8 protein-coding genes and 2 pseudogenes are annotated in these 23,327 nt (G+C 41.2%); 1 reads left to right on the top strand and 9 read right to left on the bottom strand.

Annotated elements, in window-relative coordinates; genetic code table 11:
• Positions 1-288: 288 nt before the first annotated feature.
• Positions 289-1,578 (bottom strand): glycosyltransferase, encoded by a 1,290-nt coding sequence (locus F6K46_RS12140; protein ID WP_293117047.1) that lies wholly within the window; start codon positions 1,576-1,578, stop codon positions 289-291.
• A 59-nt stretch (positions 1,579-1,637) separates the two neighbouring features.
• Here F6K46_RS12140 and F6K46_RS12145 point away from each other — a divergent pair.
• Positions 1,638-1,832: pseudogene (locus F6K46_RS12145) on the top strand (DUF1232 domain-containing protein); the annotation flags it as partial.
• A gap of 261 nt (positions 1,833-2,093) precedes the next feature.
• Here F6K46_RS12145 and F6K46_RS12150 read toward each other — a convergent pair.
• From F6K46_RS12150 to F6K46_RS12185, 8 genes and pseudogenes are all read right to left on the bottom strand, one after another.
• Positions 2,094-2,963 carry a class I SAM-dependent methyltransferase gene (locus F6K46_RS12150; protein WP_293065110.1) on the bottom strand — a complete coding sequence of 290 codons (870 nt, stop codon included), beginning with the start codon at positions 2,961-2,963 and terminating at the stop codon, positions 2,094-2,096.
• Between the two features lie 603 nt (positions 2,964-3,566).
• Positions 3,567-4,856 carry a glycosyltransferase gene (locus F6K46_RS12155; RefSeq protein ID WP_293117050.1) on the bottom strand — a complete coding sequence of 430 codons (1,290 nt, stop codon included), beginning with the start codon at positions 4,854-4,856 and terminating at the stop codon, positions 3,567-3,569.
• 9 nt (positions 4,857-4,865) lie between these two features.
• A complete protein-coding gene (locus F6K46_RS12160; protein ID WP_293065116.1) occupies positions 4,866-5,054 on the bottom strand; it encodes a hypothetical protein in 189 nt (62 codons plus the stop codon).
• 2 nt (positions 5,055-5,056) lie between these two features.
• A complete protein-coding gene (locus F6K46_RS12165; RefSeq protein ID WP_293065118.1) occupies positions 5,057-5,959 on the bottom strand; it encodes a class I SAM-dependent methyltransferase in 903 nt (300 codons plus the stop codon).
• 214 nt (positions 5,960-6,173) lie between these two features.
• Positions 6,174-6,317 (bottom strand): annotated as a pseudogene (locus F6K46_RS12170) (condensation domain-containing protein); the annotation flags it as partial.
• 323 nt (positions 6,318-6,640) lie between these two features.
• Entirely contained in the window at positions 6,641-7,837 is a 1,197-nt protein-coding gene (locus F6K46_RS12175) for a transposase (protein ID WP_293065121.1), read from the bottom strand.
• 329 nt (positions 7,838-8,166) lie between these two features.
• The gene (locus F6K46_RS12180; RefSeq protein ID WP_293117053.1) at positions 8,167-17,115 is read right to left on the bottom strand and encodes a type I polyketide synthase; all 8,949 of its coding nucleotides are present in this window, start codon (positions 17,113-17,115) and stop codon (positions 8,167-8,169) included.
• Positions 17,116-17,208: 93 nt separating this feature from the next.
• Positions 17,209-23,319: a type I polyketide synthase gene (locus F6K46_RS12185; protein ID WP_293117057.1), complete on the bottom strand. Its 6,111-nt coding sequence runs from the start codon at positions 23,317-23,319 to the stop codon at positions 17,209-17,211.
• Between the last annotated feature and the right edge of the window lie 8 nt (positions 23,320-23,327).

Genomic DNA, 23,327 nt, shown 5'->3' on the forward strand with positions numbered 1-23,327 from the left:
CGCACGTCAAGTTGTAGCATTAAAAGTAGTATAAAAACGGCAGCTTGGTAGGTATTTATACTATGTAGCTCCGATTCATTGACGTTTCTGAGGAGTCAAATTCTCAGGAAAATATTAAGCATAAATACTCAATTACTTACTCCTATTGACCACTATAATCTCCTGTCTCCTGTCTCCTGTCTCCTGTCTCCTATTTTTTATACTACATTTTGTCGTGCGGAATGTAGGTATTAGACTGAACCAGTCCCAGGTACTGAAGAACCAAAATTATTCCTTTTAAGAATTATATTATTGTTTTGTTGAAGTCAAAACTGGTTTACCTGTAACAACAACCTCTTCAATAATATCAGCTGCTCGACTCACTCCCCCTGCTCGTTTAATTGCCTCTTGTAGCCTCAAGGCATTCTTTTTATAGGAATCTTCGCTTAAGACCCGTTTGATAGCCTTTTGTAGCTTCTCTACACTCAATTTTTTCAAAGGTATGACCTCTCCTGTTCCTGTCCAAGCGATACGGGCTGCTATTGCAGGTTGCTCGTTGGTAATGGGAATAGCTACCATTGGTACTCCATTACTTAAAGAGTGTAAAGTCGTATTCATTCCGGCGTGAGTGATAGTCATAGTCGCTTTTTGTAAGAGTTCTAATTGAGGTGCATAGCCAACAACTATGGGATTGCCTGGAAAGTCTGGCAAATATTCTGGATTAACTCCCCAACCTAAAGTGATTACTAATTGAGCATCCAATCCCACACAAGCTTCTGCTATCATTTTAAAAACCCAAACGAGCCGATTTTGTAAACTTCCCATAGAAGCATAAATTAAGGGTTGTCCAGTTAATTTTTCATAAGGAAAGGGAATTGATTCTTGACTAACTGAACTTGGATAATGATACGGACCGGTGAAATGACAACAAGAAGGTAGCTCTCTTCTAGGAAATTCAAATTCAGCAGGTTGTTGACAAATTTGAGCCAATTGGGAAAAGGATTGATTGAAGTGATTATAGGGAGATAAATTCCACTGCTGACGATGGTCATTAATAATGTTTACAACATATTTATTCAACAGCTCAAGCAGTGCATAACCCACTCGGTTGCGTATAATTCCCCGCCATGAAGGGTCATAATTCCAGGACGTGGTTATGGGAGGAACGCTCATGTCCCAATTTAAAATTAAGGCATTGGATACAGTTACAAAAGGAATATCTAGATAGTTAGCGATAGTTGCTCCTTCTGTAGTACATTGATCTAATAATAATAGCTCTATACCTGCTGCTTTAATTAGGTCTGGAGCATCCCGAAGACAAATTTTTGCTGTATTGACCATCCAATTGAGTGAATACAGGAATCCCTTAAATCCACTGTAATGACCTAGTTTAGTAGATATGTCTTTTGTGGCTCCTTTGGGAAAATCAGACTTGCCAATCACCTGAAATTCTAATCCTGCTGCTATAAATTCTGGTTGAGTGTCTTCAATTCCTAATACGGTAACGCGATGACCACGCTGTTTCAGTTCGTAGCCTAACGTAGCCATAGGGTTAATATGACCAGATCCAGGAGGACAAATGATGCCAAAATGAGTCATAATACTTCCTCAATAAAATAGATTACCTTGATTAAAGATTAAGTTGATAGCGGGCTCCCAGCCCCATTGATATTTCCCCAGACTTTATTCCCATCATTGGGCAAATTGATGATATCGCAGTTATAACCCTGCTGGTTTCGGAGCTGTCTCAGTGGCTAATTGACTTTGCCAAAACCCGCCAAAGCGAAAAAATTGCCAATGACACTCAAGATCCTAAGGTCAAGACTGTGGATGTAGACTCTATGGGTGTCTAGTCAAGGGTCTTGAAAGGGTTCAGGCAGAAGTAGATTGACACAATTACTTCTGCATTTTTTTTTCGGTAATTTCCCCTTGAGGGTCTGTCTGTGGTTAGTGGTTAGTGGGTACTGCTACCAACTTTAGAGGTGTACAGCTGTGCCTCTGTACTAACAAGGTTCTGGAGTAATTCAGCAGATTCGACTCACTCAGCTGATGGACAGTACTCGCCCTAATCACTGCCATTGTTTGAACAGATAAGGATGAGCGATCAGCGCGGTTCAGTTACAACGGAAGACAACTATCATATTTCCCGGATGTGGGAAAAAGTAACCGGCAAAAGCATAAAACATCAGTAGCGGGGAAGTTAATATAGTTCCTAGGCGAGGCGGTTCAGTTGCAACATCAATCATGTTTCCCGTACAACGAACATAAGTAAAAATAAATCTGGGATTCAGCGTGGGATACAAGCTGTTGCCTGACCACCGTTTGTAGACTTTTACGACTTCTAAACCATTACTTAACCCCAAATTCAATAGCGCTTTCTCTGAGAGAATATGTTGATGGTAAGGTTGGTGTAACATGGTGAGGTATGAGTCAGACAATTCAATCTCATCGGCATTGGGTGTTCCTACGACCAACAACCCACCTTTTTTCAAACAGCTAACCAATTGACCGAAAACTTTCCGTGGTTCCTTGAGGTGTTCAATTACTTGATCGGTGAAAATTATATCGTATTCATGATCTAAAACACTTTGGTCAGAGTACTTGGGAATATAGGAATCGTAACCAAAAGCATTGTTGTAACCTAGCTGATGTAAGAACGAAAGGAATAATCCTTGGTTACACCCAAAATCTAGAAGCTTATGATTCTTTTTAAATCCATGTTTAAGTAAGAGTTTAAGCGGACCTTGATAAGCCAGACGACTGATGAAATTATTGAACCGTAGATTGTTGATGGGATAGTCTGCATAATAATAGTCTAGATCTACTGAGTCTTTAGAATGTAGAGAATGGCAAGATGAACATCGCCAGACGGTAAACTTTTGCTCTTTAAACTTTCGGACATTAGAAGAAATTTGTCTAACATCTTTAGCCTGTTTAAAAGTTCCAGGATTGTCACAAACATTACAAACAGTAGACTCACCCATAATTATTGCCTCACTAGTTCAAGTAATCTGCTATGAATTGACCTATAAGCTGTTCAGTATTTAGATTGGGATACCTAAATTGCTCAAAGGGAATCGGGAATCGGGAATCGGGAATCGGGAAAAACCAATTTAAATGCGTATCAGCTTAGTAATTGACCTATACCAACTATTTGGTCTTCAATTGATAATTTTTGTCCAGCACCTCCCCCAGGCTTTATTAGCCGGACTTTTTGATTTTCAATTTTTTCTTGATTGGGAATTACTTTTCGGACAATGTTCATGCTTCCATTAAGTTACAGTTTCAAACCCACATTCCGCACGTCAAGTTGTAGCATTAAAAGTAGTATAAAAACGGCAGCTTGGTAGGTATTTATACTATGTAGCTCCGATTCATTGACGTTTCTGAGGAGTCAAATTCTCAGGAAAATATTAAGCATAAATACTCAATTACTTACTCCTATTGACCACTATAATCTCCTGTCTCCTGTCTCCTGTCTCCTGTCTCCTATTTTTTATACTACATTTTGTCGTGCGGAATGTAGGTATTAGACTGAACCAGTCCCAGGTACTGAAGAACCAAAATTATTCCTTTTAAGAATTATATTATTGTTTTGTTGAAGTCAAAACTGGTTTACCTGTAACAACAACCTCTTCAATAATATCAGCTGCTCGACTCACTCCCCCTGCTCGTTTAATTGCCTCTTGTAGCCTCAAGGCATTCTTTTTATAGGAATCTTCGCTTAAGACCCGTTTGATAGCCTTTTGTAGCTTCTCTACACTCAATTTTTTCAAAGGTATGACCTCTCCTGTTCCTGTCCAAGCGATACGGGCTGCTATTGCAGGTTGCTCGTTGGTAATGGGAATAGCTACCATTGGTACTCCATTACTTAAAGAGTGTAAAGTCGTATTCATTCCGGCGTGAGTGATAGTCATAGTCGCTTTTTGTAAGAGTTCTAATTGAGGTGCATAGCCAACAACTATGGGATTGCCTGGAAAGTCTGGCAAATATTCTGGATTAACTCCCCAACCTAAAGTGATTACTAATTGAGCATCCAATCCCACACAAGCTTCTGCTATCATTTTAAAAACCCAAACGAGCCGATTTTGTAAACTTCCCATAGAAGCATAAATTAAGGGTTGTCCAGTTAATTTTTCATAAGGAAAGGGAATTGATTCTTGACTAACTGAACTTGGATAATGATACGGACCGGTGAAATGACAACAAGAAGGTAGCTCTCTTCTAGGAAATTCAAATTCAGCAGGTTGTTGACAAATTTGAGCCAATTGGGAAAAGGATTGATTGAAGTGATTATAGGGAGATAAATTCCACTGCTGACGATGGTAATTAAGAATGTTTACAATATATTTATTCACCAGCTCAAACAGTGCATAACCCACTCGGTTGCGTATAATTCCCCGCCATGAAGGGTCATAATTCCAGGACGTGATTAAGGGAGGAACGCTCATGTCCCAATTGGAAATTAAGGCATTGGATACAGTTACAAAAGGAATATCTAGATAGTTAGCGATAGTTGCTCCTTCTGGAGTAGCTTGATCTAATAATAATAGCTCTATACCTGCTGCTTTAATTAGGTCTGGAGCATCCCGAAAATTTATTTTTGCTGTATTGACAGCCCAATTGAGTGAATACAGGAATCCCTTAACTCCACTGTAATGACCTAGTTTAGTAGATATATCTTTTGTGGCTCCTTTGGGAAAATCAGACTTGCCAATCACCTGAAATTCTAATCCTGCTGCTATAAATTTTGGTTGAGTGTCTTCAACTCCTAATGCGGTAACGCGATGACCACGCTGTTTCAGTTCGTAGCCTAACGTAGCCATAGGGTTAATATGACCAGACATAGGAGGACACATGATGCCAAAATGAGTCATAATACTTCCTCAATAAAATAGATTACCTTGATTAAAGATTAAGTTGATAGCGGGCTCCCAGGAGCTCCATTTTGGCTTTAAATGCTTTACCCGTGACCACCACACTGTATGACCGCGATTAATTAATTCCGGCACAAGGACAGCCATGGGGTTAACATGTCTGGTGGCTGGAGTTGTGGCAATGAGAATACGAGCCATGGTTACTCTCCCTCTTTGCGCAGGTAAAAACAGGCTTGATCTCCCTCTTTATTTTGATTGAGTATTACTGCGCGATCTTCAAATTCTTGTAACTCGTCGTAGGAAAAAAAGATAAACTCCTCTGGATTTTGAATGAAGGTTGAAAAAAATTCCATTAAAGTTATACCTTTTTGATAAAGCTCACTGCCATAAAATTGGAAACCATTGGAGTCATAGACCTCTTTTTCGATAGAAAAACCCACTGTTTCTGCCAAAATGCGAATACTCTTATTTGTATGTAAAAATAGGTGGCGAGGAGGGTCTAATTGCACCCACTGTGCACCATACTTCTTCCAAGCATAGGAGCCAGCTACGGGTATGCGTAGCAACAGCAATTGGTTAGGCTTCAAGAGTTTGTGGAGGTTTTGTAGGGTTCCTACTGGATCGGGGATATGCTCGTAGGAGTGGTGGAGCATAATAAAGTCATAGCTTCCTTCCAATCTATCTAAGGTGCGATTGAGTACTCTTACCCCAGGCTTAGGGTTTAAGTCTTCTTTGATGTAGGGATCTACTCCCGTGAGATTAGAGTATCCAGCTTCATGTAGATCTAAGAGCATACGTCCAGCACCGCTACCCACATCTAAAATTGCTGCATCAAGACCCACGCCAGCTAATTCAACCCAATACCTGACTGGCGGCCCCAAATTAATGGGTTTGGGTGGGTCGGGTAATTTTTCCTGATCGCCATAGGCATAGTATTCTTCGGGATAGTATTTACTGAGATTCGCTGGAATTTCCACAATTTGGACACAACCGCAATTCGGGCACTCGAAATACTCAAACTTGTCCCTAAAGCCAAACATCATTTCTTTTGCAAAGAAGGGCTTATTGTTTTCGGTATTTCCACAAACTTGACATTTATACATATGTATTTTCCTTCTTGTGATTAATTTGCTAGAGGTTTGTTACCTGGTTGACTGACAAAAAGTGAAATCAAAAGTGTTCAAATGGTTATGTGTAAGTAGGTGGGCATAAATAAACGTTAAAACTCAAAATCCGAAAATTAAGCTGGAATCCTGTATTCATAGGGTTTTCATGATTTTGAATTTCAATCGCTATTTTACACTTAATTACGCCCACCTACTTAGGATAACCTACTAAAATATCATCTTGACCAGTGTAACGATAAAGCAGAACTTGAAAAGCAGCCAACAGAGCCATATTAAGAGTTACCTCTTCTTGTTTAGCCAGTTCCTTTAGTTGCAGAGTCAGTTTTTCAGATAACTTGAAAGGGTAAGCAGCACTGTTATCAGTTTATAGAGGCGATCGCGGTCTATCACTAGGCAAATTCAATACTGGCAACTCCCCGGCCAGTTTTTGTTGCCAGTATTCCCAAAGTTTTTCTCCTTTTTCTCCCTCTACTAATTATTTTGGCCAACGAACATAATCTGGCTTCATAGTTTCACCTCTATCCTGTTAATATTTTCAATGTTATTCATTATTCCGTTTTTTCCTAATAGCCTAGCTCAATAGCTGGACTTCAATCAATTAGACATCTCCAATCATAAAAAATAAAATCAAGAGATTGACACTCCCCACTGATAGAATCAGGGGGATTCTTGGTTCATAGACCCGTCTTGCTCAACCAGGCCGGAACCAGGAAGAGTAGAGGACAGATCTCCCCAAGCGTTTTGATAAGTTCCCGTATGCCCTACGGTACTCAAGGCTCTGGTTAGGATATTTTTGGCAGCATTATGATCGCGATCTAACCGACACCCACATTTGCAGATATGGGTTCGAGTTGATAATGATTTTTTTACTACCTCGCCGCAACTAGAACAATTTTGGCTCGTGTAAGCCGGATTTACTGCAATAGTTATCCGACCAAACTTTTGGCCAAAGTATTCTAGCCATTCCCGAAACTTGTACCAACCTGCATCATTAATAGACTTAGCCAGACAATGGTTTTTAACCAAGTTTTTAACCCTTAAATCTTCATAGGCTACCAGGTCGTTAGACCGGATTACGCAACGTGCCAGTCTCTTGGCATGTTCTTCACGCTGTCTACTTATTTTAAGGTGTGTCCTACCTAGCCTATTAATAGCCTTATTTCGGTTAGCTGAGCCTTTCTTTTTTCGAGAAACTCGACGCTGATAAAACTTTAATCGTTTTTCGCCTTTACGGTAGAATCTGGGATTGGGTTCTGAGTAGCCATCCGAATCGGTATAAAACTCTTTGAGACCTACGTCTAAACCAACGGTAAAACCTGTAGCTTCTAACGGCTCTGAGTTATCTACTTTGACGCAGAACTGGACATAATATCCATCAGCTTTTTTTACTATACGAACCCGCTTGATTAGCTTTTGCTCGAAGCGCCACAAATCCCAGGTACCCTTGAGTTTAATCTGCCCGATTCCTTTTTTATCGGTAAATTTGATGGATTTCTTGTCGGAGGACAATTTCCATCCAGATTGCTTATACTCGACCGACCTAGAATGTTTCTTGAAACGAGGATAGCCTTTTTTCCCAGGAACCTTTTTTTTGCAGTTATCAAAGAAATGCTTAATAGCACGCTCTACATTTTCTACAGAGGCTTGACAAGCATGACTATTGAGGTCTTTGACGAATTCAAACTCTTCTCTTAATTGAGTGTTATATCGATAGAGTTCTTTCTTCCCTGTCCCACGATTATCCATCCAGTACCGAAGTACTTTGTTGCGGACGAAACGAGCCGTTATAATAGCTTCATTTACTGCTAATTTTTGAGACTCTTTTAGAATAGCTTTGAACTCCATGACCAGCACTCAAAATCACCTCCTTTTTTCGGTTGATTTTATACTATTATAGTCTACAATCTGCTGACAAAAATTCCGGATTTTTAGGGAATAAATTCCCGTTCGGGCTAACCCCATAGATAGAATCTAGGGGCTTGCGCCCTCAGGGCTTTCGGTCATATCAAATCGGGTGGCTTTGGAGTAATATAATTCTATAGCTTCACGCACCAATACCCTATATATAGTGCCTTAGCGTAAGCCATGATTGTGTCCAACTTTTTATCTTTGAATTACCTATAGAGTCCCTTATCAGGGGTTGATAAATCAAGATATGAAACTTTATCTGACTTGTGCATAGATTAGCATTTGCCGTTATCATTAGCAGGCGATAAATATACATGGGAGCCCCTCAATCGCTTCTGAGCAATTTTACGCTCCGTCTCATTATCACTTACTGGGAAATGCGCTAACGCTACTTCGTCTACTTTTCCTTCGTGAGTCAAAGGTAAACTTGATACCGGAACATAAGCTCCTGGCATCATGTATGGAGGTAACTGCTGTTGAATTTCGGATTGTAATTGTTGGGGGTTCCAAACTCCCGCCACCACAACATAAGCTACTAGGAATGTTTGAGGAACTAATACATAAGCTTGTTCTACTCCGGCAACTGATAACAGGGCAGTTTCTATGTCTGCTAGTTCTATTCGCTTTCCTTGAATCCATGTATGCCGTTGTTTGGCATCGATTATTTCTAGATAACCTTGGTTGTGATAACGACCTATATCTCCTGTTTGGAATAGTTTACCTAATTGTGGGTGTTCAATAAATTTCTGTGATGTCTGTTGCTGTTGATGCAGATACCCTCTAGCTAAACTGGAACCTCCAATATAGATTTCTCCTGGTACTCCTGTGGGAACAGGGTCTTGGTGTTTGTCTAATACATAAACTGATAACCGACCAGGCTTGCCTACGGGTACATTTTCTCTGGGAGGTTCTTCTAGCCATTGCCAGTGAGTGACTTCTCCTCCTGCTTCTGGGAGACTGTAGAAGTTGTGTAATGAAACTGGGTAACTTTCGATAAATTTGTTTGCTATTTCTGTGGATAGAGTTTCTCCACTGCATAGTAGTGTATGCCAACTCTTCAAAGATGCTGCCTCCTTAGTTGTATTTAACCAAGTGGGTAATTCTGACGGATACAGGTGAACTATGGTGATTTTGTGCTGGCTGATTAATTTCTGTAATTCTGTTGGTTCGTTATTTGCAGCTATAACTACACTACCACCACCGATCAGAGGTAAAACTATCTCCAGAAGAGCAACATCTTGACTCAGAGATGTTTTATGCAGTACAATGTCTTGATTAGTTGTTTTCAACGTTTCTTGTAGCCATTGTAAGCGTTGAACTACAGCCTGATGTTCTACTAGCAAGCAAGATGCTCGCGTTGGAGTTGGATTGAGGATATAGGCAAGATTAGTGACTGTTGTTGCTGTATTTGGGTTATCTGTATTCTGTTTGGCTATTAATTCCCACTCATTGTCTAGACACAGAATTTGAGCATTAGATTCAGGAATTTCTGATTTGAGGTTGTTTAGGGTTAATATTACCGAAATTGACTGCAAATCCTGCGATCTGTTTGTTGGATCTATTGCTACATAGGCTCCTCCTGCTTTGAGTATTGCTAATAAACCAACTATTCTTTCTACAGTAGGGTCAATATATATGCCTATTGGTGTTTCTGGGATTATGCCTAAACTTAATAGATGGTGGGCGAGTTGGTTAGCTTTTTCGTTGAGCTGTGCGTAGGTTAGTTGTCGATCCTCAAATATTAAGGCTACTGCATCTGGGTTCTTTTCAACAACGTTCTCAAATAACTGATGGATACATTTGTCTGTTGGATAATCTGTTTTGGTATTGTTCCATTCCTGTAGAATTTTCTGTTTTTCTGCTGCTGTAATTAGGGGGAGTTTCGAGATTTTTTCTTGGGGGTTGGCTACTATTGCTTTTAGTAGAGTTAGGAAATTTTCCATCATCCTAGTGATGGTTGCTCCGTCAAATATGTCTGTGTTGTAAACAAAATGGCATTCTATACCCGATCCTGATTGTGCTTCCCACAGAACCACTGTTAAATCATATTGAGTAGTGCCTTGAACTATTTCAAAACTCGAAGTCACCCTTAATCCTGGTAGTTTCCAAGAGTTGATTGTTCCTAAATTTATGAAGTCAAAGTACACTCGCACCAGAGGGTTTTCGCCGAAGTTACTTTCTGGAAGAAGTTCCTCTACTAGCTTTTTAAATGGTAAATCCTGATGTTTATATGCTTCTTGAGTTGTTTGTTTGACTTGAGTTAACAATTGGGTAAAGCTAGAGTCATCTGAGCACTGAGAACGAATTGCCAGCATTCCTGCAAACATACCAATTAATGGTTCGATTTCGACTTGGGTACGGTTAGAAATTGCTGCACCTATTATTAATTCAGGCTCTCTACTATAATTATACAGTAAGACAATAAATGCACTCAGCAGAGTCGTAAACAATGTTGTATCTGACCCCTGACCTAGTTGCGTGAGTTTCTGTATCAAGTTCTGATTGAGTTGAAATATTTCTGCTCCTCCCTGGAAGCTTTGTATTTCTGGACGTCGGCGGTCTGTTAGTAGAGGTGATATTGAGAAAGTTCCTGCTAGTTTTTGTCTCCAGTAGCTCAGATGTTCTTCTAATACCTCTGCTGTGAGTGTCTGTCGTTCCCAGTGGGCGTAGTCGGTATATTGAATGGGTAGTTCTGATAATGGGGAGGGTTTTCCTTGGCTGTAGGCTTCATACAATGTATATAGTTCTGAGCTTAGTATGCCAGCAGACCAACCGTCAACTATTATGTGGTGCAAGGATAACACTAATATATGAGTTTCTGGGCTGAGTTGTACTAAGGTGGCACGCAACAGGGGGCCTTGGGCTAGGTCAAAGGGTTTTTTGGCTTCAGTACTGACTAGTTGTTTGAGTTGGGTTGCTTGTTCTGGTGATGATGGTAATTCTACTATTGACAGATTGATGTTGGCAACGGTGGAAATTACTGGTATGGGTTTTCCGTCTACGATGGGGAAACTAGTCCGTAGGATTTCGTGTCGTCGGATGATTTCGTTGAAAGCTTGCTCTAAGGCTGTTATATTGAGCAGACCTTCTATTTTTATAAGCATTAATATATTGGATATTAATCGAGTTTCCGGCGAGAACTGATCCCAAAAGTACATCCATTTTTGAGCCTCGGATAGGAACAAATGCTCCGAAAGGGAAATAGGCTTAATCCGACGAATAGTTAATCTTTTATCAGTTGTTTGGAATAGGTTGCGATCGCTTTGATTTAATTGTTCATTGAGTTGATTTGAGATAGTAGCAATGCTTATCCCTTCCATAAATGTTGTAATTGGAACATCCACTTCTAAGTCACTTTGAATTTGATTTCTTAGATCAATTGACATTAGAGAATCCAGTCCCATTTGATTTAGTGGTTTGTCTATATCGACGATTAGATGATTTTTTATGCCTAATACTCGAGCTGCTTTTTTTTGGATATAAACAATTAATATCTTTTCTCGTTCGCTCTGGGAAACTGATTTTAATTGTTCTAAAAGCAGATTATCCTTAGTTTCCTTTGTAGTTTTTGAAGTAGTTCTTTCCCAGAAATCTGCCAAAAACGGCCACCGTGCCACTCTCTCCTGCCACCCTGACCATTCAATAGGCATCACCCCTACTTCCACATCCGAACCACTCATCAATAGTTCTAAAGACTCCAATACCTGAGCTGGAGATATTACACCCATCTCCTGCTTACTTACCTTCACATCTGATCCTCCCTTAGCCGCCTCTTCCACTTGAGAAACTCCACCCCAATGAATACTCAATCCTGGTAATCCCTGAGCGCGACGATAATGGGCTAAACCATCCAGGAAAGCATTAGCAGAGGAATGATTTCCCTGACCAGCAGAACCTAAGAGAGACGCTACCGAAGAAAACAGCACAAAAAAGTCCAATGATTGATTTTGACTCAATTGATGCAAGTGCCAAGCACCCTGCACTTTTGGTGCCATCACCCGCTCAAAACTAGACCAACTCTGGTTTTTTAGCACTCCATCTGATAACATCCCCCCCGAATGAATCACTCCTGCTAACGGTCTGTTGGACTCCTCAATCCTCTGCCACACACCTCTCATGGATTCCCCATCAGACACATCGGCCTTTTCCACTACCACGGACACTCCTGCCATTTCTAACTCTGTTATTTTTTTCCGAGATGCATCATCCGGTGAACTGTGTCCTAACAATACCAAATGTTTAGCCCCCTTAGACACCATCCAATTTGCTACCAGTAAACCTAAACCTGCCATACCTTCTGTAATCAAATAGCTAGCATCACTACGGAAACTTAAAGACTTTTGAGTCTTAGCATCAGCTTGTTGTGTCACTGGTTGCCGATGACTACTTGCTACCAACCGAGCTACATAACGACTATCTCCACGCCATGCTACCTGGTCTTCCCTATCCTCGGACCAAATTTCATCAAATAGTGCATCAGCTTGACCCTCTATAGTCCCCTCTGGGTCTAAATCTATACAAGTACAGTTCAACTCTGGATGTTCCAAGCTAATCACTTTACCCATTCCCCATACCGAAGATTGAGCTACTCCTGGTATTATCGGATGATTATCAGGCACCGCCTGAGCACCACTTGTCACTAACCATAATCGAGGGACAGTTGATAATCCGCCTTTCACCAATGCTTGTACTAAAGATAGAGTTGTGCCACAGCCTAACTTCGATAAACTTCTTAACTCCTCAGAATTAATAGCTTGAACCACTCCGGCTTCAGTCGTCCAACATTGTACTACTCCATACAATGCTCGTGAGTTCCCTGCCACTGTCTGTATTACTTTCTCAAAATCTTCAGCTTGATGAGGATTAATACTCAACTCTCCCGGAGCTATCTGTTCATACTTTTCTCCCGCAAATACTAAACTACAAACCTCTTCCTTAGAACGGAGTAAGTTCGCTAACTTCTGCCCTACTCCCTTAGAGTCTGCCAGTATCAACCAACTCTTAGAACCATCATTCCTTTCTTCTAACTTCCTTTGAGACCCTTGAGCTACAATTACCGCTTGCTCTGACAATGTTTCTGCCATTCCCTCCACTTCTGGCATAGTAACTACTTCCGTAAAACCTGTTTCTCTCAAAACATGATGCCATTTGTCTCTACTCAACAAAGGATAATCTGGTCGTAATTCATAATCCCTGAATTTCCACCATCCTTCTAACAGTCCAAATACTAAATCTACCCATATTGTTTTAGCTGTTGCTTCAGATAACACCAACATTCCCCCATCTGCTAACAGTTCTCGCACATGAGATAACGTCTGCTTCATATCTGTCGTTGCATGAAGTACATTAGCTGCAATAATTACATCATATTGATGAGCCTCAAATCCTTGAGTTGTCGGGTCTACTTCTATATCTAAAGTTTGATACTTTATGAACTTATAATCCTGGAATTTCTCTTGAGCTTTGGCTGTAAATAATGCCCCTATATCCGTGAATGTATATTCAGTTTGCTGAGGATTTAGATGAGGTAGGATATAGCTGGTTGTCCCTCCTGTTCCCCCTCCTATTTCCAAAAATCGTATTCCTCGGCTTTTGGGTAATTTTTCTATAGCTTTGGTGATGGATTTTTCTACTATTGTGTTCATCACTTTCGTTACTGTTGACTCTTCATAAAGTTGAGTCGCTGCCGTCAAATCTCCTTGGGGGAACACTAACTCTACAGGGTCTATTGCTCCTCGTAATACCCCACTTAGTTTAGAGCCACAACGCTCCAGTAGTGTCAATGCTGCTGTTTCTTCTGGATATTTCTTCTGTAAACTGCTGATTTTTTCAGTCGGCTTGACTTCAGCTAAGGTTTGTGCTACTTCCCACTGCTGATTATTATATTTGAGTATTCCTGACTCTGTTAATATTTGCAGCAAACGCTTAAATAGTGGTCTATGGGTGGGAACTATACCTAATTTTTGGGCTGCTACATCAAATGCAAAGCTTTCCGTTGGTTTGTATGACCAACTCATTAACTGTAACGCTTGTACTATATATTCTCTGCTTAATTCTTCTAAGCTTGTTTGAACAGACGCACTTTTTTCATTATCTACTTGAGTTACTAACTCTGTCAGAGTAGGAGTTAATTTTTGGTTGATTTCTATAGGAGGTATGAGGAAATCTGGTGGTAGTAGTTTACCTAAAATACCTTTGTTTCTCCACTCTACTTCATACAACCAATTTTCTATTGATGTAGTTACTGCTGCTAATTGTTCCTGGTATTGTTTGGCTAATACGTCTAATATTTCTGGTAAAAGTTTAAGTTGTTCTGGTGAAAAATTTACTACTGTTTCTAGTTGTTGGGTAAGAGCTTCTGTTTTTCCTTGACTCAGTAGTTTAATAATTGGAATCTCACTAATATTTTCTGTGTTTTGATGTTCTTTATGTTCTTTGTCTGCTGTTTCCACCCAATAACGTTCCCGTTGGAATGGATATGTGGGTAATGCTACTTTCTGACGATTATAGTCGGAGTCAAATCCTGACCAATCTATTTTTACTCCTTTTACATATAATTGTCCTAAGCTATAGAGCATTTGTTGCCATTCATCCACTCCTGGACGTAATGAGGGCAACCATTCTCCTACATCTTCTGTTACACATTGCCTTCCCATTCCTAACAATATTGGCTTAGGTCCGATTTCTAGGAAGGTTTCATATCCTTGCTCTTCTAGAGTTTTCATACTCTGGGCAAATCTCACTGGTTGACGCACATGAGCTACCCAATAGTCAGCCGTGGTTATTTCTCCACCTACTTCAGTACCTGTAACATTTGATATTAGTGGTATTTTTGGTCGATTATAGGTGACCTGTTTGGCCACTGCTTCAAATTCTGTTAACATTGGTTCCATCAATGGGGAATGGAAAGCATGGGATACCTGTAGCTGCTTAGTCTTAATTCCGTCTGATTCTAATTTGTTACAAATATTTCCTATGGCTTTACTCTCACCTGAAATTACTATACTTTCTGGTCCGTTAACTGCTGCTATTGTTACTTGGGAAGTATATTCTTTTATGGCCTCTGTTACCTGAGATTCTGATGCCATTACCGATACCATCTCACCACCGGAGGGTAACTGTTGCATCAATTTTCCTCGCATAGCTATTAGTTTGAGACCATCTTCTAGGCTAAATACTCCTGTAATGCAAGCTGCTACATATTCTCCGACACTGTGACCCATAACTACCGACGGTTTGATTCCCCATGATTCCCATAATTTAAAGAGGGCGTATTCCAGGGCAAATATAGCCGGTTGGGTGTAAGCTGTTTGGTCAAGTAGACTTGAATTTTGTGCATCTTTGGGGTAGATGATTTCTAATATAGATGTTTCTAGATCGGGTTGGAGAATTTGGTCACATTGCTCTAAAGCTTGACGGAAAGTTGGTGCTTGTTCATACAGTTCCCTTCCCATATTTATATACTGGGAACCTTGGCCTGTAAATAGGAATGCTATTTTGGGACTTTCACTATTTGGTTTTCCTGAAAACACTCCTACTAATTCTGACTGAGTTTTCCATCCCTGCAGTTTCTCTATTAATTCTGTGGGTGAAGATGCGACCGCCCCTAGTCGATGATTAAACTGAGCGCGTCCAGTGTTAGCTGTATAGCATACATCTGCTAGTTCTAATTCTGTATTTTTTTCTAAATAATTTTGATAATTACTGACCTGATCTTCTAAAGCCTTTTCTGTTTTGGCTGACAGAGTCAATAAATGCAACGGACGCTCTAGAGCCTTTTCACTTCTGACTTCTGACTTCTGACTTCTGACTTCAGTAGGAGCTTCTTCTATAACTACATGAGCATTAGTGCCACTAATACCAAAAGAACTAACCCCTGCTATGCGACTTTTACCATTTGTCAACCAAGAGGTCAGCTTAGTCGCGACTTGTACTGGTAATTGGTCCCAATTAATATAAGGATTTGGCTGCTTGAAATGGAGTGATGGAGCTATTTTCCGATATTGCAGTTGCAAAACTACCTTCATTAAACTGGCAATTCCTGCTGCTCCCTCCAAGTGACCAATATTAGTCTTGACTGAACCAATGATTACAGGTTGCTCTTGAGAGTGAGTTTTTCCAAAGACTGCTCCTATTGCTCCTACTTCAATAGGGTCTCCCAAGGAAGTTCCTGTGCCATGAGCTTCTATATAACTGATACTAGCTGGGTCTACTCCTCCATTTTCCATGGCTTGACGAATTACTGCTTGCTGAGACGGGCCATTAGGTACAGTCAATCCACTGGTATCACCATCTTGGTTAATGGCAGTTCCGCGAATCACAGCCAGAATATTATCCCCATCGGCTACAGCATCAGACAAACGCTTGAGTATGACCATACCACATCCTTCACCACGGGCAAATCCATCTGCGGTAGCATCAAAAGTCTTGGAACGACCATCGGGAGATAACATTCGTGCCTTAGACAAAAAGATGCTAGACCCTGGAGATATTATTGCATGTACTCCTCCCGCTAGAGCTAAATTACACTCTCTATTTCTTAAACTGGTCGTAGCTAAATGGACACTCACTAGGGAAGAGGAACAAGCTGTATCTATTGCCAAACTGGGTCCTTTGAGCCCCAGAAGGTAAGAAATTCTTCCTGATGCTGCACTGGGGCTATTTCCTGAACCTAGATAAGCATCAATTTGTTCAAAACCTTGAGTTAATATCTTTTGAGCATAGTCATTACTATAAATGGCAACAAAGACACCAGTAGAGCTTCCTGTAAGTTTTTGAGGATTAATTCCTGAACGCTCTAAGGCTTCCCAACTCACTTCTAGAAGTAATCGGTGTTGAGGGTCTAGATGAATTGTTTCTTTGGGAGAAATACCAAAGAAAGTGGGATCAAACTCTTGTATTCGCTCCATGAAGCATCCATAACGAGTAGACATTTTACCAGGAGCGGTAGGGTCAGAGTCATAATATTTATTAATAGGCCATCGGTCTGGTGGCACTTCCGTAATCGCATCTACTCCGTTTTGTAAAAGTTCCCAGAAGGCTTCAGGGGTAGATCGGCCTCCTGGAACACGGCAACCCATTCCAATGATGGCGATTGGTTCCTTGCTTTGATTTTCGTACCTTTCTAGTTTGGAGCGTGCATCTTTGAGGGCTTTAATCGCTCTTTCTAAAGGTAAGTTTCGTTCTTTTTCTTGTGTTTGTTTCTCATTCATGTTGTATTTCATGTTGTCTTAATAAGGTAAGTTTACAAGTAGTTTTAGTAAGTTGTGTGGGTTTTTGATATAATTTCCAGGTTGATCCACAAAATTTATTGTTATTTAAATTAATTTTTCTAATTCTTCAATTTCTCTAATAAATGATGCTTCTAATTCAACTTCTGTCAGTGAGCTAGGGTCTGATAACTCGGATGACTTTTCTTCATGTAAGTTAGGCGATCGCAACTCAGTATTCTCTTGTTGAACATCTATTAAGTTTAATTGTTGGGCCAAGTAATCTACTAGCTTATTAAGCTTTGGATAATCAAAAGCAAGAGTAGAAGGTACTGAACACTTCAAACTACTTTGCAACTTATTCCTCAACTCCACAGAAGTCAAAGAGTCCATACCCAAATCAAAAAATCCTGTATCCATTGCAATTGATTCAGGATGACTAATTCCCAACACTTGAGCCACCTGACGACGCACATGAGCTACCAACAACAAACGACGCTCATTAGGAGGTGTAGCCTCCAACTTTAACAGAAAATCTGACTTCGATGGTTCTGCCACCTCGAATATAGTTTCCTGCCAATCCGCCAAAAACGGCCACTGCGCCACTTTTTTCTGCCACCCTGACCAGTCAATAGGCACCACCCCTACTTCCACATCCGAACCACTCATCAATAGTTCTAAAGACTCCAAGACCTGAGCCGGAGATATTACACCGATCCCCTGCTTACCTGCCCTCACATCTACTCCTCGTTCCGCCGCCAATCCCACTTGAGAAACTGCACCCCAATGAATACTCAATCCTGGTAACCCCATAGTTCGACGATAATGAGCCAAACCATCAAGAAACCCATTAGCTGCAGAATAATTTCCCTGACCAGGGGAACCCAACAGAGATGCTACCGAAGAAAACAGCACAAAAAAGTCCAATGATTGATTTTGACTCAATTGATGCAAATGCCAAGCACCCTGCACTTTTGGTGCCATCACCCGCTCAAAACTAGACCAACTCTGATTTTGTAGCACTGCATCCGATAACATTCCTGCCGCATGAATCACTCCTCCTAAGGGTCTATTTGACTCCTCTATTCTCTGCCACACACCTCTCATCGATTCCCAATCAGATACATCGGCTTTTTCCACTACCACTTCCGCTCCGGCCATTTCTAACTCTGTTATTTTTTTCCGAGATGCATCATCCGGTGAACGGCGTCCTAACAATATTAAATGTTGAGCACCCTTTGACACCATCCAATTAGCTACCAGTAAGCCTAAAGCTCCCATACCTCCTGTAATCAAATAGCTAGCTCCAGAACGGAAACTTAAAGACTTTTGAGTCTTAGCATCGGCTTGTTGTGTTTGAGTTACCACAATTGGTTGCCGATGATGACTACCCACCAACCGAGCCACATAACGACTATCCCCACGCCATGCTACCTGGTATTCCTTATCCTCAGACCAAATTTCTTTAAATAGCGCATCAGCCTGACCCTCTAGAGTCTCCTCTGGATCTAAATCTAGACGAGTACAGTTCAACTCTGGATGTTCCAAGCTAATCACTTTTCCCATTCCCCACACCGAAGATTGAGCTACTCCTGGGATCGCCGGATGATTTGACGGCACCGCCTGAGCACCATTTGTCACTAACCATAATCGAGGGACAGTTGATAACCCGCCTTTTACCAATGCTTGTACTAAAGATAGAGTTGTGCCACAGCCTAACTTCGATAAACTTCTTAACTCCTCAGAATTAATCGTTTGACCCACTCCAGCTTCCGTTGTCCAACATTGTACTACTCCATACAATGATGGTGACTTCCCTGCCACTGTCTCTATTACCTCCTCAAAATCTTTAGCTTGATGAGGATTAATACTAAACTCTCCCGGAGCTATCTGTTGATACTTTTCTCCCGCAAATACTAAAGTACAAACCTCTTCCTTAGAGCGGAGTAAGGTCGCTAACTTCTGCCCTACTCCCTTAGAGTCTGCCAGTATCAACCAACTCTTAGAACCATCATTCCTTGGTTCTAACTTCCTTTGAGACCCTTGAGCTACAATTACCGCTTGCTCTGACAATGCTTCTGCCATTCCTTCCACTTCTGGCATCGTCACTACTTCCGTAAAACCCGTTTCTCTCAACAGTTGATGCCATTGGTCTCTACTCAATAAAGGATAATCTGGTCGTAATTCACGATCGCTGAATTTCCACCGTTCTTCTAACACTCCAAAGACTAAATCTACCCATTTGGTTTTAGATGTTGCTTCAGATAAGACCAACATTCCCCCATCTGCTAATAATTCTCGCACATGGGATAATGTCTGCTTCATATCTGTAGTTGCATGAAGTACATTATCTGCAATAATTACATCATATTGATGAGCCTCAAATCCTTGACTTTTCGGGTCTACTTCTATATCTAAAGTTTCATACTTTATGAACTTATAATCCTGGAATTTCTCTCTAGCTCTGGCTGTAAATAATCTCCCTATATCCGTGAATGTATATTCGGTTTGCTGAGGATTTAGATGAGGTAGGATATAGCTTGTGGTTCCTCCTGTTCCCCCTCCTATTTCCAAAAATCGTATTCCTCGGCTTTTGGGTAATTTTTCTATAGCTTTGGTGATGGATTTTTCTACTATTGTGTTCATCACTTTCGTTACTGTTGACTCTTCATAAAGTTGAGTCGCTGCTGTCAAATCTCCTTGGGGGAACACTAACTCTACTGGGTCTATTGCTCCTCGTAATACCCCACTTAGTTTAGACCCACAACGATCCAGTAGTGTCAATGCTGCTGTTTCTTCTGGATATTTCTTCTGTAAACTGCTGATTTTTTCAGTCGGCTTGACTTCAGCTAAGGTTTGTGCTACTTCCCACTGCTGATTATTTGACTTGAGTATTCCTGACTCTGTTAATATTTGTAGCAAACGCTTAAATAGTGGTCTATGGCTGGGAACTACACCTAATTTTTGGGCTGCTACATCAAATGCAAAGCTTTCTGTTGGTTTGTATGACCAACCCATTGACTGTAATGCCTGTACTATATAGTCTACGCTTAATCTATCCAAGCTTGTTTGAACAGACGCACTTTTTTCATTATCTACCTGAGTTATTAATTCTGTCAGAGTAGGAGTTAATTTTTGGTTGATTTCTACAGGAGGTATGAGGAAATCTGGTGGTAGTAGTTTACCTAAAATACTTTTGTTTCTCCACTCTACTTCATACAACCAATTTTCTATTGATATAGTTACTGCTGCTAATTGTTCCTGGTATTGTTTGGCTAATACGTCTAATATTTCTGGTAAAAGTTTAAGTTGTTCTGGTGAAAAATTTACTACTGTTTCTAGTTGTTGGGTAAGAGCTTCTGTTTTTCCTTGACTCAGTAGTTTAATAATTGGAATCTCACTAATATTTTCTGTGTTTTGATGTTCTTTATGTTCTTTGTCTGCTGTTTCCACCCAATAACGTTCCCGTTGGAATGGATATGTGGGTAATGCTACTTTCTGACGATTATAGTCGGAGTCAAATCCTGACCAATCTATTTTTACTCCTTTTACATATAATTGTCCTAAGCTATAGAGCATTTGTTGCCATTCATCCACTCCTGGACGTAATGAGGGCAACCATTCTCCTACATCTTCTGTTACACATTGCCTTCCCATTCCTAACAATATTGGCTTAGGTCCGATTTCTAGGAAGGTTTCATATCCTTGCTCTTCTAGAGTTTTCATACTCTGGGCAAATCTCACTGGTTGACGCACATGAGCTACCCAATAGTCAGCCGTGGTTATTTCTCCACCTACTTCAGTACCTGTAACATTTGATATTAGTGGTATTTTTGGTCGATTATAGGTGACCTGTTTGGCCACTGCTTCAAATTCTGTTAACATTGGTTCCATCAATGGGGAATGGAAAGCATGGGATACCTGTAGCTGCTTAGTCTTAATTCCGTCTGATTCTAATTTGTTACAAATATTTCCTATGGCTTTACTCTCACCTGAAATTACGATACTTTCTGGTCCGTTAACTGCTGCTATTGTTACTTGGGAAGTATATTCTTTTATGGCCTCTGTTACCTGAGATTCTGATGCCATTACCGATACCATCTCACCACCGGAGGGTAACTTTTGCATCAATTTTCCTCGCATAGCTATTAGTTTGAGACCATCTTCTAGGCTAAATACTCCTGTAATGCAAGCTGCTACATATTCTCCGACGCTGTGACCCATAACTACCGAAGGTTTTATTCCCCATGATTCCCATAATTTAAAGAGGGCGTATTCCAGGGCAAATATAGCGGGTTGGGTGTAAGCTGTTTGTTCCAGGACAGACTCATTTGCTTCTGCCGAATAGAGAACTTCGAGTAGATATCTGTCTAAATAGGGTTGCAAGATTTCCGCACATTTTTCTATTGCCTTTCTGAAAGTAGGCTGAGTCTCATACAGTTGTTGACCCATGCCCACATATTGAGAACCCTGACCCGTGAACAACATTGCCACTTTGGGGAATTCATTGTTACCGACGACCCCATTCACCAGACCAGTTGCTTCTTCCCCTTTGTCAAAAGCCTTGAGCTTCTCTTGCAACTCCTCTTTTGTCCCTGCCACTAGACTCAACCTATGACTATAGGAGAACCTTCCAGTATTAGCTGTGAAGCATATATTTGCCAGTGCTTGCTCCGAGTAGTTCTCCAAGTGTTGACTGTAGCTTTGGGCTAGCTGGTACAACGCTTCTTCGCTATTGGCGGATAACCCCAATACATGCAATGGTCTTTCCCAATTTACCTGAGGGTTTTCTCGTAGAGGTGGTGCTTCCTCCAGAACCACATGGGCGTTCGTTCCTGTAAATCCAAAGGAACTTACCCCAGCTAACCGACGCCCCGATGCCTCCCATGGTGTCAGTTGCTGTGGTACTTGCAGCCAGGGCTGCCAGTCAATCTTGGGATTAGGCTGCTGCAAGTGTAAGTGGGCTGGCAGGAGTCGATGCTGTAGCGATAAGACTACCTTAATTAATCCCGATACTCCCGAAGCTGCTTCTAAATGACCAATGTTAGTCTTTACCGAAGCTATCCATAATGGGGATTCTACAGTGCGATCCTCTCCCAACACTTCTATAGCTGCATTTACCTCTATGGGGTCTCCCAAGGATGTCCCCGTACCATGCGCCTCCAAATAACTAATCTCAGAAGGCTTGACCTGTGCTTGAGCCAGAGCTTGCTTGATCAGCCGTTGTTGAGACTGTCCATTAGGCACTGTCAAACCACTACTTGGTCCGTCCTGATTAACTGCACTCCCCCGAATCAGTGCCAAAATGGTGTCTCCATCACGCTGTGCATCACTCAGACGCTTGAGCAGTACCATACCACAGCCCTCTCCTCGTCCATAACCATCTGCTGAGGCATCAAATGTCTTACACTGCCCATCGGCGGAAATCATTCTGGATATGGAGACACCAATATAGGAGTATGGGGTCAAATGTAATTTCACTCCTCCCGCTAGAGCCATCTGACACTCTCCCAGTCGCAAACTATTACTGGCCTGATGAATCGCTACTAAGGATGAGGAGCAAGCAGTGTCAATGCTTACTGTTGGTCCGGTGAACCCAAAAGTGTAAGCCAAACGACCTGCGGCACTAGATAAAACAATACCAGTTCCGGCATAGGTAGCTAATGGACTCTCTGGGTTATGCTGCAAGTGCTGCTGGAGCAATTGTTCGTAGTCATGACCATCATTACCGACAAACACCCCCACTGATGCTTCATCGAGGCGCTCTAACACTTGCCCTGCTTTCTCTAATGCTTCCCAACTGACTTCTAGCAGTAGGCGGTATTGGGGGTCTATTGCTACTGCTTCACGGGGGGAAATCCTGAAAAAGTCAGGATCAAAATGGTCAACATGGTCAATAAAGTGCCCGTAACGGGTGCTCATCTTACCCGGAGCATCTGGATCAGGGTTATAGTAGGCTTCAATGTCCCATCGCTCTCGTGGGATTTCTGATCTCGCACTGATGCCCCCTTCCAACAACTGCCAAAACTTTTCTGGATCAGAGGCACCTCCAGGAAACCGACAACTCATGCCAATAATTGCTATGGGTTCATGCAAAGTATTATTGAGCTTAGTATCTAGTTTCTTTAGAGCTAATGTAGCTCGTTGTAAAGGAGACAGTTTCTTAATCTGCTCTTTTTCGGTCAATATTTGCTCTTTTTGAGTGAATTGATTCGACATAACTTTGT

The organism is Moorena sp. SIO3E8, from assembly GCF_010692445.1.
GTDB classification, from domain to species: Bacteria; Cyanobacteriota; Cyanobacteriia; order Cyanobacteriales; family Coleofasciculaceae; genus Moorena; species Moorena bouillonii.